11 protein-coding genes are annotated in these 13,300 nt (G+C 69.2%); 4 read left to right on the forward strand and 7 right to left on the reverse strand.

Annotation, left to right across the window (positions count from 1 at the left end; translation table 11 throughout):
* Positions 1-109 precede the first annotated feature (109 nt).
* On the forward strand, positions 110-1,804 hold the full coding sequence (locus AB0J80_RS32010; protein ID WP_364712479.1) for a DEAD/DEAH box helicase: 1,695 nt from the start codon (positions 110-112) through the stop codon (positions 1,802-1,804).
* A 2-nt stretch (positions 1,805-1,806) separates the two neighbouring features.
* On the opposite strand, the gene AB0J80_RS32015 is transcribed toward AB0J80_RS32010, so the two are convergent.
* From AB0J80_RS32015 to AB0J80_RS32045, 7 genes are all read right to left on the reverse strand, one after another.
* Positions 1,807-1,980, reverse strand: a complete 174-nt coding sequence (locus tag AB0J80_RS32015) for a hypothetical protein (protein ID WP_364712482.1) — start codon at positions 1,978-1,980, stop codon at positions 1,807-1,809.
* A complete protein-coding gene (locus AB0J80_RS32020; protein ID WP_364712485.1) occupies positions 1,977-2,318 on the reverse strand; it encodes a polyprenyl synthetase family protein in 342 nt (113 codons plus the stop codon). Before AB0J80_RS32020 ends, AB0J80_RS32015 begins: the two co-directional genes overlap by 4 nt.
* Before the next feature lie 41 nt (positions 2,319-2,359).
* Positions 2,360-3,427, reverse strand: coding sequence for a hypothetical protein (locus AB0J80_RS32025; protein ID WP_364712487.1), 1,068 nt, complete (start codon positions 3,425-3,427; stop codon positions 2,360-2,362).
* Positions 3,424-4,776 carry a cytochrome P450 gene (locus AB0J80_RS32030; RefSeq protein WP_364712490.1) on the reverse strand — a complete coding sequence of 451 codons (1,353 nt, stop codon included), beginning with the start codon at positions 4,774-4,776 and terminating at the stop codon, positions 3,424-3,426. Before AB0J80_RS32030 ends, AB0J80_RS32025 begins: the two co-directional genes overlap by 4 nt.
* Before the next feature lie 23 nt (positions 4,777-4,799).
* Positions 4,800-5,465, reverse strand: coding sequence for a response regulator transcription factor (locus tag AB0J80_RS32035; protein WP_364712493.1), 666 nt, complete (start codon positions 5,463-5,465; stop codon positions 4,800-4,802).
* A 193-nt stretch (positions 5,466-5,658) separates the two neighbouring features.
* A complete protein-coding gene (locus AB0J80_RS32040; protein ID WP_364712496.1) occupies positions 5,659-6,792 on the reverse strand; it encodes a homogentisate 1,2-dioxygenase in 1,134 nt (377 codons plus the stop codon).
* 124 nt (positions 6,793-6,916) lie between these two features.
* The gene (locus AB0J80_RS32045; protein WP_364712499.1) at positions 6,917-7,777 is read right to left on the reverse strand and encodes an SGNH/GDSL hydrolase family protein; all 861 of its coding nucleotides are present in this window, start codon (positions 7,775-7,777) and stop codon (positions 6,917-6,919) included.
* A gap of 506 nt (positions 7,778-8,283) precedes the next feature.
* Between AB0J80_RS32045 and AB0J80_RS32050 the strand changes: the two genes are divergently transcribed.
* From AB0J80_RS32050 to AB0J80_RS32060, 3 genes are all read left to right on the forward strand, one after another.
* On the forward strand, positions 8,284-11,496 hold the full coding sequence (locus AB0J80_RS32050) for a S8 family serine peptidase (RefSeq protein ID WP_364712502.1): 3,213 nt from the start codon (positions 8,284-8,286) through the stop codon (positions 11,494-11,496).
* A gap of 142 nt (positions 11,497-11,638) precedes the next feature.
* A complete protein-coding gene (locus tag AB0J80_RS32055; RefSeq protein WP_364712504.1) occupies positions 11,639-12,451 on the forward strand; it encodes an SGNH/GDSL hydrolase family protein in 813 nt (270 codons plus the stop codon).
* Positions 12,452-12,538: 87 nt separating this feature from the next.
* Positions 12,539-13,276, forward strand: coding sequence for an SDR family oxidoreductase (locus tag AB0J80_RS32060; RefSeq protein ID WP_364712506.1), 738 nt, complete (start codon positions 12,539-12,541; stop codon positions 13,274-13,276).
* Positions 13,277-13,300 lie beyond the last annotated feature (24 nt).

Below are 13,300 nucleotides of genomic sequence, written 5' to 3' on the forward strand. Positions count from 1 at the left end.
GCTTTAAGCTAGTCGGATTAGCTTGAGCCGTCAAGATCGAAGAATTGGACGGCCCTGAGCGCTCACGCCGGGGGATGTCGCTCGGGGCCACCTTCGTATCCTTGGCGTCATGGATGAAGAGTCGCTGGACTTCGGCGCGTTGGGGCTGCGCCCGGAACTGCTTCGCGCGCTGAGCGGGCTCGGGTACGAGGAGCCCACCCCGATCCAGCGGGAGGCGATTCCTCCGTTGATCGAGGGCAAGGACCTGGTCGGGCAGGCCGCGACCGGTACCGGCAAGACCGCGGCCTTCGCGTTGCCGCTGCTTCAAGGACTCACGGCCGGTGCGCCGGGCGGCCCCGGGTCGCTGGTTCTGGTGCCGACCCGGGAACTGGCCGAGCAGGTGTCGCAAGCGGTCCACCGCTATGGTCGTGACCTGGGCGTCCGGGTCCTTCCCCTGTACGGCGGTCAGCCGATCAACCGCCAGCTGCAGGTCCTCCGGCGCGGTGTGGACATCGTCGTCGGCACGCCGGGCCGGGTCCTGGACCACATCGAGCGGGAGAGTCTGCAGCTGGGCCAGGTCCGCGCCGTCGTGCTGGACGAGGCCGACGAGATGCTCGACATGGGCTTCGCCGAAGACATCGAGGCCATCCTCGCCGAGACGCCCGACGCCCGGCAGACGGTGTTGTTCTCGGCCACCATGCCGCCACGGATCGACGCCATCGCCCGCCGGCACCTGCGTGAACCGCTGTATATCCGGATGGGTCGCGAGACGGCGCCCGCGGACAGCCTTCCCCGGGTACGCCAGAGCGCGTACATCATCGCGCGGGCCCACAAGACGGCCGCTCTCGGACGAGTGCTGGACGTCGAAGCGCCTCAGGCGGCGATCGTGTTCTGCCGTACCCGCGAGGAGGTCGACGAGGTCACTCAGAGTCTGAACGGCCGTGGATACCGTGCGGAGGCACTGCACGGCGGCATGAGCCAGGATCAGCGCGACCGGGTGATGGGCCGGCTGCGCGGCGGTAGTACCGAACTACTCGTCGCCACGGATGTGGCGGCCCGCGGCCTGGATGTGGAGCAGCTGACCCACGTCATCAACTACAACGTGCCGTCGGCGCCCGAGGCGTACGTGCATCGCATCGGCCGGGTCGGCCGGGCGGGGCGGGAGGGTGCCGCGATCACCCTGGCGGAGCCGCGCGAGCAGCGGTTGCTCAAGGCCATCGAACGACTCACCGGACAGCGGATCCAGGCGGAGAAGCTGCCCACGGTCACGGATCTGCGGACGCGGCGCCTGGAGTTCCTGCGGACATCCGTACGCGAGGCCCTGGACGATGACAACCTGGAGCGGTTCCGGCCGATCCTGGAGCTGCTCACCGACGATGCCGACGTCGAACTGGTGGCGTTGGCCGGGCTGAAGTTGCTGCACGACGCCAACGGCGGTGACGTCGACGAACCTGAGATTCCCTCGGCGGCTTTACCGAGGGAACGCGAGGACCGGCGCCGGGGCTCGCAGAACGGGGCGGCCGGCAACCGGTACGACGGTGACCGGCGTGCTCGCACACCGCGCAACCGGTCGTCCGGCGACGACACGACCCGGGTCTTCGTCGGGCTCGGCCGCCGGTCCGGGCTGCGACCGCAGGACCTGGTGGGCGCCATCACCGGTGAGGCAGGCCTGCCCGCCCGCGACGTGGGCGCGATCCAGATCACCGACCGCTTCGCGCTCGTGGAGGTGCCCGAGGCAGCCGCGGACCAGGTGATCCGGTCGCTGCAGCGGAGCACCATCCGTGGACGGCGGCCGACCGTACGTCGCGAACGGTTCGACCGTTAGCCTCAGTGGCTGGGTGGGCCGGGGAAGGGGAACCATTCCACCGTCCGGAAGTCGCCGGTCTCCACCCACTCGTACGGCGCCCCGCTCACGCACTGCGGGACCGACTCGGTGCTGCCCGGGTCGAGCACCCAGCTGTAGCCGACGCGGTCCTTCCGGCCGTCGTCGTACACCGTCATGCCGCGGCGCACGCCGATCCACAGCGGTTGGCTGCTGTCCGGTGATGCCGCACCCTGTCGCCGTCCATCACGTCATCGTGCAGCAGGGAGAATCCGTGCACGAGCTCCACCGCGACCGCGGCGGGAACCACGTCTTCGGCCCGGGCGCCCACCGCCCTGCCGGACATCAGTGCCAAGGCCGGGCGCAGCATCTTGCCGCCGTCGCTCCGGGCAGGTCGTCCCTCGCTGTCGAGCCATCCGTAGTGGTATCCCGCGATAGCGCGCTGCGGGGCCGGCAGCGCGTCGACGGCTGCCCGCAGGTGCGCGGACACCAAACGGCGGTCGGCCTTCGCGGCCACGCCTGCTGCCTCCCGTTGCCGGGATGCTCCGGCGAGTGTCGTCACCGGGTGCCCACTGCCCACCACCAGGCGACGGACGCGATGGGCAGAGGGTCCCGACTGCTCTCCCGCGGTTCGTCGGCGAAGTCGGTAGGCAGCGCGACGGGGTCTTCAGGGTGGAGGTAGCGCGCCGAGGCGCGACCCCAGTCGAGATTTCCGCGGATCCATCCGTCCAGTCCCTTGAGATACAGCGAGAGCGCCGGACCGGCGGTGGCCGTCACGTCGTCCCGGAGGGCCAGGTAGCGAAGGAGTATGCGGTCCCGCAGGCTCACCGTCGCCTCGAGTGCCCCGGTCAACGTGAGGCCTTCGCGGCGCATCAGGACGTCGAGGATGCGCTGGGGATCGCCGCTGCGGCTCATCTCCTTGTGGTAGGACATGATGTCGTTGTCGACGCAGACGAGGATCGACATCATCTCGGTCAGGGCGAGCACCTCCGGCCGGTGCAGATCGGCGGCTTGGAGCTCGCAGCCGTGGAGGACATCGAGGAGCGACGCGCACACCCCGAGGCTGCCGCTGAAGATGCGCATCGCCAGGTAGTCGTTGAGGTCCGGGATGGTCCCGCGCGAGCGGTGGGACGCCTCCCAGGACTGGGCGAAGAGGTACATGCGCAACGCCATCACCCACCGGGACACCTGAGCCGGACTCGCCACCCTTTCCAGGCTGAGCCGGATGTCGCGGAGTGCGGCGATCCAGGGGTCACCCCCGAACATCCGGTCCGGAAACGGCGTCTCGGCCACGCGCAGCATCTGCCCGGTGACCATCACGAGGTCCTCGGGCCGCCGGCCGAACGCGCCCTCGCTGCAGTACGCGTCATCGAAGGAGAACAGCCACATCAGGAAACGTGTGTAGACGCGCAGGGCGTCCTCTGTGCCATCGGAGGCGACCCTGGCTGCCAGCTCACCCGCGCCGCTGGCGGCATTCCTTGAGCGGTGATCCTCGTCGCGATAGATCTTCTGGCGGGTCATCCAGCCGACCGCATCGGTGTGGAGGGCCTGCCAGCGCGGATGGATGCCGCCGGGGATCGGGCACCACGCGGGCGGAACCTCGATCATCTCGTCGTACGTGGTCACCGGCTACCTCCGGAGCTGGAAGGGGACGCCGGGCCGGACCGGGCGACGGCCATCAACGAGAGCTCGACGGTTCGTTCCATGCCGGCGGTGACAGTGCGCCGGGTCGGTCGACCGGCGACGGGGCGAAGCTGCCAGCGCGCGCACAGGCCGGCCAGGTGGACCGTCATCGCGGTGAGTGCGAACGACTCGCCGATGCATTGCCGCCGCCCCATGCCGAAGCTGATCATGGCTCCGCGGGGGAGCAGCCTGACCCGCTCGGGCAACCACCGGTCCGGATCGAAGCGGTCCGGGTGGGGATGGAAGTCAGGATTCCGGTTCACCGAGTGCGGACTGAAAAGAATGTCGGCCCCGGCGGGAACAGAGACGTCCCCGAACTCGAGAGGGACCTCGGCACGCCGGGTGAGCAGCCACGGGGCGGCGAGCCGGACCGCCTCCATGGCGACGCGGCGGGTGTAGTCCAGCTTGGGCAGATCCTCGGCGGTGACATCGGTACGCCCGGCCAGTACCCGGTCGAGCTCGGCGTGCAGTCGCCCTTCGACGACCGGGTTCCGGCCCAGTCCGTCGAACGCGAAGTTCAGGGCTCCCGCGGTGGTGTCGGTTCCCGCCATGAGCAGCGTCATCACCTCGTCGACGAGCTGGTCCTCGGTCATTGCCTGCTCCCCGTCCTCGCCTCGCGCGGCCAGCAGGACGGCCGGCAGGCCGTCGGCCGAGCGCGATCGCAGGATCTCCCGGATCACTTCCTGGATACGAGCCACGGCGGTGTCGAACTGCCGCGCCCTCCGGTTCGGGAGCAGGTCGAGCGACAGCGACGATGCGATCAAGCGGCGGAATGTGCCGTCCAGCACCTGGGGGAGGCACTCTTGAATCGTTCTGACGCCGTGCGCGCTGATGGCCGCGGAGAACAGGGAGGCGGTGATCGACCCGATCACCAGCGAACTCGTCTCCCGTTCCAGTCTCACGACTTCGCGGTCAGTCCACCGCGCTGAGACAGCTCGGCTCTCGGCGGCGATCGCCGCGACGTAGCGGGCGATCTGCTCCCGATGGAACGCCGGCTGGATGAGCTTTCGCTGCCGGCGATGGAACTCGCCCTCCGAGTTGAGGAGGCCATTGCCCAGTAGTGGACGCAGTTTGTCGAACAGAAGTCCCTTCGACACCTTGCCCGCATCGGTGGTCAGCAGCCGGCGGAGAAACTCCGGGTCGTTGACGATGTAGGTGGGACGTCTGCCCAAGTGGACCCGGACGACCTTGCCGCAGGAGCGTTGGGCTTCGAGGAACTCCAGCGGTCTGCGGGCGAAGGGAACGGCGTGGCCGATGAGGGGCCATTTCCCGGGGGCTGTCCGTAAGGTCATAGCGTCTACCCCTCCATGCCGGATCAAATGAGACCTGTGCGGACGGCGTAGGCAACCGCATGCGGCCGGTTGCGCACATCCAGTCGTTGCATGATCTGGTGAATGACGTTCTTCACCGTCCGGCTGGAGTAGCGCAGTGCGGCGGCGATGTCAGCGGTGTTCAGACCCTCCGCGAGGAGCTGGAGAACCTCGATGTCGCGCTTCGTCAGACGTGCGGCATCGACGGCCGCGATCCGGCCCCCGGCGCCGTGCAGCCGGACGATGTACCGCAGGAGATCCCCGATGAGGTCGGGTGACATGATCGCCGCGCCGGAGGCGACCGCGGTCACACACCGATCGAGCACCTCGGGGTTGACCATCGCCCGGGGCAGAACCGCTCTCACGCCGTGACAGACGGCGTCGATCAGATCGGAGGTGGACACCTCGTCAGCGACGAGGATGATGGGCACGGGAGACCGGGGCGTCCTGGCGGAAAGTGACCCGCGGGGTTCCTGAGGACGGCGAACAGGGGCCACCACCATCACGTCCGGAGCGACGTCATCCTGATCGGGTCTCACCGCGAGGTGCGTGGATCTGCTCAGCAGCGCGATGAGCCCGGCACGGTTGAGCTCATCGCCTGCGGAGATCGATACTCGGAGACGTCGCACGTTCGGTGTTCCTTCCCGGGAGTCCACGCTGCTGCCCGTCACGCCCGCCCACCGGCATGCCGGCGACAGAACATGGCCACCGCCCAGACCTTGCGGGAGTGGTCGGCCACGCCCGCACGGTGCTCGGCGTCTGTCTCGGCGACGCCTTCCCGTACGCCGTGACCACACCGTCCGCAGTGCCTCTGCAGCCGTATCTCGAGGCTCGTTCGGGGATCGTCGCGCAGGATGTCCTGTCTCAGTGACCTGTCGGCGGGACGGCGTCGAACTTCTCGTTCTGGTAGTAGTCCGGGATCTCGTACTTGCCGAACGCTTCCGTGTAGCGGACCGGTCGGCGCGTGTCGACGTTCAGCATGTAGAACGGGAAATGGGTGAGCTTGCCGGTCGCGGAGACCTTCAGCATCATCGCGTTCGGCCCGTGACTCATACCGCCGGGAACGATCGACGTGAAGCCGCTCCCGGGCGCGCCGGGCATCGGGTCGCCGCCGCCGAGCATCAGCATGATCTCGTCGTAGTCGACGTTGCGGTGGTACGGCTGGATCGGGGCCGCATCACCGCTCTGCATCGGCCGCGGGCACATCGTGACGATCCAGACCCCGTCGGCCTCGAAGGTCGCGTGGGTGACCGGCGGCACGTCCAGGCGCTCCGACGTCACCGGCCGGATGTCGCGAAGGCGGAGCCGGAACGGTGCGACGGAGCCCTGCCAGCCGGCCACGTCGATCGGGTCGAACGGGTAGAAGATCGAGGAGAGCTCGCCGGCCCGTTTGACGACGATCTCCCACTCTCCCGGTTCGTCGGCCGGCGCCTGCGACGGAAGCTGCGGGATGTCCAATACGCCGGTGTCGAACGGCAGGAACTGGCCCAGCAGCCCGCGCTCCGGAATGCGGATCGACGACGTCGTCTCGATGAGGTACGCCAGCGTCTCGCCGTCCTGCGGGATCAGCTTGTAGTTCGTCCCCTTGGGGATCACCAGGTACTCCAGCGGACCGTAGTCCAGGATCCCGTAGTCGCAGACCAGCCGCCCGCTGCCGTGTTGCACCAGGACGGTGACGTCGCCGTCGGTGTTGCGCGTGTAGTAGGGCGGCGGGGTGGAGCGCTTGCTCACCGAGATCCGCACGTCCTCGTTCTCCATCAGCAGGGTGGGCGTCGAGCGCACGTCTTCGACGTCCTCCGCCGGGAGCTCGTTCAGCCGGATGCCGCGGGGCCGGATCGGGCCTTCCACCCGGGTGTACGCGGTAGTCGGATGCCGGTGGTAGAGCTGTGAGCAGTCACCGGCGAAGCCCTCGCGGCCGTGATGTTCCTCGTAGGTCCCCTCGGGCCACCGCAGATGCGCCTGCCGGTTCACCGTTCCCTGCGAGTGCTTGGCGTACATGGGATGTCCGTCCTTCGGGGTGAGGGCTTCGGGAGCACCGGTGATGCTCCCCGCCCGCCGGACCTGTAGGCCACCTTTTGTCCGCTCAGCGGACAGGGCGTGCGGCCCCCACCCCCCAGGGAGGTCAGGGACCGGTGACAGCCTTGAGCGCGTCGGCGTACGCCTGGTGCCCGGCCGGGGTCGGATGGAACGACTCCGTCAGGTCACCACGGATCCCGTGTATCCACGGGGAGGCGGAACAAGCCTCGTGCCCCGCGAAGACCGTGCGGCCGTCGAGGTAGGAGAATCCGGCCCGGCTCACGGTGGAGTTGCGCGTGACGTCCGCCAGCGTCGCGGCCGCGGCGTTCAGAGTGGCGCGTTTGCCGTCGGTCAGCGTCCCGCAGCCGTGCCCCTCACCGGCCGGCGCGACGAGCAGGGGATAGCCGACGACAACCACTCTCGCCTGCGGGGCCTTGCTCCGGATCTGGCCGAACAGCCCGTCCAGCGCGGTGGGCAGCGTGGTCGTCATCCTCGCCATGCTGGCCTGTACCGCCCGATGGCAGGCGGCATCGTCGCCGAGCACGCACTGCTGCAGCGTCGGAACGAAGCCCACGTCGTTGCCGCCGATCGTGATGGTGACCCAGCCGGTGTCGCTGCCGAGGTCGGACAGCTGGCTGCCGGCGACGGAGGCGATGGTCGCGCCGTTGCACGAGCGGTCGACGACGCTGTCACCGGGCTGCCGGGTTCTCGCCGCCACCCACCGAGCCGGGTACGAGCCGTCGATGCTCTGCCGACAGGTCAGGTCGCGGTAGTTGCCGGCCCCGACGCCGGCGGCGTACGAGTCTCCGAGGGCGACGTAGTCGCGTGCCTCGGACGCCTGTGCCGTCGCACTCGTCCAGGCGATCGCGGTGAGCGCGACGGTGACGACCGCCGAGCCGGCCATCCAGCGTCGCCGGCCGAAGGCGCGCCGTCGGCTCGGGGCGTCATCGACATGGATCGGTATCACAGGCTTCTCCTCGGGTGGTGGAACAGGGAACCGGCCGAGCCGGACAGAAGCGCCGATCTTCGCCTCTCCTGCGGGAGGCGCATCCGAACAGGACCCAAATTTGCACGTCCGTCACCGGCGAAGTGACCGATGGGGAAACGGTTGAACTCGCCCTGGCGCAAGGCCCTGACCAGGCTGTCCGCTCAGCGGACAGATGCGGCCGGCGATCGGTGGACGTGTCGAATGATCGATTCATGGATTCCGCGGCAGTGGGCGGCAGCCCCAGCCGGGCACGGCCCACTTTCGTTACGTCGATAAGCGTGCATTCCCGTACATCGAAACCGCGGGGAATGCGCCCGGCAGCGTCGCGGACAATCTGGCGTCCCGCGACGACGCCAACCGGGCCTTCAACAACCAGTGTCTGAACGAATGACAGCCGTCCCCATTTGTTGCCTATTCCGAGGATCGATGTGAAACAGAATTCTCGTCACCGTCGGCGGACTCGCACGGTTCTGCAAGGAACGGCCATGGTGGCGTGCGCGGCGATGCTTGTCGTGGCAGCCCGGGCCGGCGCCGCGACAAGCGGTACGCCTGCACCGCGGCCGGCCGGCCTGAAGACCGCTCCGATCCGGGAACTGGATGCGCAGGACGCGGAGCTGCTGGCGCAGGCGGTGAGCCGGGGCGCCCCGGCCGTCACGCTGCTCATCGCCACCGACGAAGGTAAGGCGCCGACCGTCGCCGACCAGATCGACCGGCTCGGCGGCACGGTGGCCCGCCGCTTCGACCGAGTCGGCTTCGTGCTGGCCCGCGTACCGACCGAAGCCGTGGAGAAGGCGGCGAAGCTTTCCGGCGTCGTTGCGATCGACCTGGACCAGCGGGTGATCCTGCCCCAGCCGGAGCGGAACCGGACTCGCGTCCAAGGGGCACGGCACGCTGCTGATGCCGCCGGTCCGGGCGCGAAGACGCCGGCTGCCAACCCCTACCTGCCGACCGGCGAGACCGGATCGGTGGCGTTCAAACGGAAGCACCCGACGTGGGACGGCCGAGGCGTCACCATCGGCATCATGGACTCCGGCGTGGACCTCGACCACCCGGCATTGCAGAGGACCACCACGGGCGACCGCAAAATCGCGGACTGGGTGACGACGACCGACCCGGTGGTCGACGCCGACCCCTCGTGGCGCGCCATGGTGACCCGAGTGAGCGGCCCGAACTTCTCCTATGCCGACGCCACCTGGACCGCGCCGGCCGGCACTTGGGAGGTGGATCGTTTCACCGAGGCGATCACGCGGAACGACGACGCGCAGGGCGACGTCAACCGCGACGGTGATACGACGGACGTCTGGGGTGTCCTGTACGACCCGGCCACGCATGACATCCGGGTGGACGTGAACCAGAACCACGACTTCACCGATGACGCCGTGCTGCGTCCGTACCGGGAGAAGCACGACGTGGGGCACTTCGGCACGGACAAGCCGGGCACCCCTGTCGTCGAGCGGATGCCGTTCGTCGTGGAATACCGCGAGGACGTCGACGCTTCGGCGTTGGGCCACGCCAACCCGGTCGACTTCGTCAACATCGGCCTCCCGGTCGACTTCCACGGTACGCACGTCGCCGGCATCGCCGCCGGGAACGACATGTTCGGCAACACCGACTTCGACGGCCAGGCGCCGGGCGCGAAGCTGGTCTCCGCGCGCGTCTGCTCGTGGGGCGGGGTGTGCAGCGACTCCGCGGTCGCCACCGGCCTGATCGACCTGGTCGAGAACCGCGACGTGGACGTCGTGAACCTCTCGATCGGCGGGCTGCCCCCGCGCAACGACGGTAACAGCGCGCGGGCCCGCCTCTTCCAGCAACTGATCGACAAGTACGGCGTTCAGCTCTTCGTGTCGGCAGGCAACTTCGGTCCGGGCGTGAACACGGTCGGCGACCCGTCGATCGCCACGGATGTGGTGAGCGTCGGGGCGAGCATCAGCAAGGACACCTGGCGCGCCAACTACGGCACCGTCGTGGCGAAAGACAACGCCTTGTTCACCTTCTCGCCGCTCGGCCCCCGGGAGGACGGCGGCCTGAAACCCAATCTGGCGGCGCCCGGGTCGGCCATCTCCACCACCCCCACTTGGCACCAGGAACCTGCGGTGCCCGAGGCGGGATACGCCCTGCCCAACGGGTACGCAATGGCGAACGGCACGTCCATGGCGTCCCCGCAGGCCACCGGCGGTGCCGCCCTGCTGCTGTCGGCCGGGCGCGCCACCCATCGCGAGGTCACCGCCCCCGGTCTGCGCCGGGCGCTCTACTCGTCGGCCGACCCCATCGAAGGTGTGTCGGTCGCCGGTCAGGGCAACGGGCTGATGGACGTGCCGGGCGCCTGGTCCCTGCTCTCCCGGGGTGTGCAGACCCGGACGTACACCTCCGCCGCGCTGGTCTGCTCCTCGTTCTCCGACGATCTGCCGACTCCCGGGAGGGGCGTGGGCATCGTGAACCGGTGCGCGAGCGGTCACGGCGGTCTCACCGCCGGGCGGTCCACGACGTACGACCTGACGCTCACCCGCACGTCAGGCCCCGAGCAAGCGATCCGTCATACGCTGGCGACGGTCGGGGACAGGAGTGCGTTCCGCGGGCCGGCAGAGGTGTCGTTGCCGCTGAACCGGCCGGTCACCGTCCCTGTCGTGGTCACCCCCGAAGCCGGGCTGAACGCGGCCATCCTGAAAGTCGACGACCCGGACACCTCGGCCGTCGACTTCGAGGTGCTCGCCACGGTCGTCGTCGGTGCCGAGCCGGCGAAACCGTCCTTCACGAGAACCTTCTCGGGCTCGGTGCCGCGCGCCTCCACGGTGTCGTACTACGTGACCGTGCCGGAGGGCGCAGACGCCCTGCAGATCAACCTGTCGGGCGTGACGAAGGGATCGCAGACCCGCTGGCGGGCGTTCACCCCGTGGGGCGTCCCGGTGGAGAACTACACCCGCTCCGACTGTTACACCAACCTCTCCGACGAGGCCACCTGTGCATCCGGGGCACGGTCGTATGCGAACCCGATGCCGGGCATCTGGGAGCTCGCGGTCGAGTCCCGGCCGACCTCACCGGTGCTGAGCAACCCGTTCACGCTCACCGCCAAGGTGCAGGGCGTCACGGTGGAACCGGCGATGGTGGAGGTGGCCGGCGTCGCGACCGGCTCGGCCGCGCCGGTCACCTGGACCGTCAAGAACGACTTCGGTCCGCTGCGGCTGAAGGCCGTCGGTGCCCCGCTCGGCAGTGCGCTCACGAAGCGGCCGACCGTCGACGCGGGTGACCGGCAGCAGCACACGGTGGAGGTCCCGGCCGGCGCCGAGCGGCTCGACGTGGCGATCGGCGGCGTGAGTGATAGGGGGTCGGACCTCGACCTGGCGGTCTACCGCGGCGATGTGAAGGTGGCCGAGTCGGCCGACGCCGACGCGGAGGAGTCGGTCTCCATCCCGAAACCCGAGGCCGGGACCTACACCGTGGTGGTCGACGGTTTCACCGTCCCCTCCGGGAGCACGCAGTACGACTATCGCGAGGTGTTCCTGACCCCGGCACTGGGCCGGACGAAGCCCGAACCAGGGCCGCTCACGGTGGACAGCGGCGCCGCGATCCCGCTGAGTGCCTCGGTCCTTGCCTCGTCGGAACCCGAGGACGGACGGACACTGTACGGCGAGGTGACGTTGGTGACCGACCAGGGTGCCCAGCTCGAGCGGGGCACCGTCGCCATAGGCAAGGTGGAGTAGCCGAGGCCTACCGGGCCCGTGACGGGCGGGCCCGGTGTGGCCGGCGAGCGCGGCGATCGACGTTGCCCGATCAGCCTGCATTTGAAGGCAATGTCAGCGCGCGACGGCGAACAGACCATGATCGGCTGGGCATCATGGCGGCATGCACAATGCTGTCCGATCCCTTGTTGCTGCCGTGGCCGGTGCCGCCACGGTATTCGCCCTCTCCGTTCCCGCCCAGGCGGCAGTCACCCCCGGCAAGTACGTCGCGCTCGGTGACTCGTACGCCGCCGGTGTCGGCGCCTTCCCGTACGACCCTTCGAGCGGCGACTGCCGGCGGAGCCCGGACAGCTATCCGCGTACCTGGGCCAAGAACCACCCCGATTCCACCCTGATCGACATGACCTGCAACGGGGCCACGATCGCCGATGTGCGGGCCCACCAGCTGAGCGCCCTCAGCGCGGACACCACGCTCGTCACGATCACCATCGGCGGCAACGACGACGGTTTCACCAACACCGCGACCGCTTGCCTCACCGGCACCGACGAGGACTGCCGGTTCGCCACCGATCTCGGCGCCTATTACGCCCGCAACGGCTTGCCCGGCGAACTCGCCTCGCTCTACGCAGACGTCAAGAACCGGGCTCCTCGCGCGCGCATCATCGTGCTCGGCTACCCGCGCATCATCGACTCCGGCACCGGCGGCTGCGGTGCGATCACCCCGAACGAGTTCCGGCGCAACCAGCTCAACTTCAACGCCGACCATCTGGCAGAGGGCATCAAGACGGCCGCTGAGCAGGCCGGCCTGACGTTCGTCGACATGCGACTGCCGTTCGCCGGCCACGAAGCCTGCAGCAGCGAACCGTGGATCAACGGCGTCGACGCCGGGCACATCACCGAGATCTTCCACCCGAACCGCTACGGCCACAGCGTCGTCTACACGTTCATGCTCCAGGTCGAGACCGACCTCCGCTGACCGGCGGAAGTGTCCGGTGAGCGGACACATCGCCGCTGTCCACGCGTGCACGTGACGACACTGGAGCGACGAGGATGGGAGAGAACCATGACGGGAACATCGCCGCGGGTTGCAGTCGTCACCGGCGCAACCGGGGGGATCGGCCGTGCGGTCGTGGAGCGTCTCGCGGCCGACGGGATGAGCGTCGTCGTGCATTACGCGAACAACGCCGGTCGGGCGGACGAGGTCGTGCAGGCCGTCACCGCGGCCGGCGGCTCGGCGATCCCGGCTCCGGCCGACATCGCCGAGCCCGAGCAGGTGCAGGCGTTGTTCGACGAGGCGGAGCAGCGGCTCGGCGGCGTCGACGTAGTAGTCAACACCGCCGGTGTCATGCTGCTGGCCCCGCTCGCCGAGCTGGACCTGGCCGACTTCGACCGCATGCAGCGCACCAATGTGCGCGGCACCTTCGTCGTCAGCCGGGAGGCGGCCCGCCGGGTACGGCCCGGTGGGGCGATCATCAACTTCTCATCGACCGTGGTGAAGCTGGCACTGCCCACCTACACCGCGTACGCGGCCACGAAGGGCGCGGTGGACGCGATGACACTGATCCTGGCGAAGGAGCTGCGCGGCCGCGACATCACCGTCAACGCCGTGGCGCCCGGCCCGACCGCCACGCCGCTGTTCCTGGACGGCAAGGACCAGCCGACCATCGACCACCTCGCGTCGATGGCCCCGCTCGAACGTCTCGGCCGGCCTGAGGACGTCGCCGAGGCCGTCGCCTTCCTCGCCGGCCCGGCGCGCTGGGTCAACGGCCAGATCGTCTACGTCAACGGCGGCGTCAGCTGAACGCCACACCTGGGGGAGGGAATC

Origin of the sequence: Actinoplanes sp. NPDC049548 (genome assembly GCF_040676695.1) — a bacterium.
Classification (GTDB): Bacteria; Actinomycetota; Actinomycetes; order Mycobacteriales; family Micromonosporaceae; genus Actinoplanes.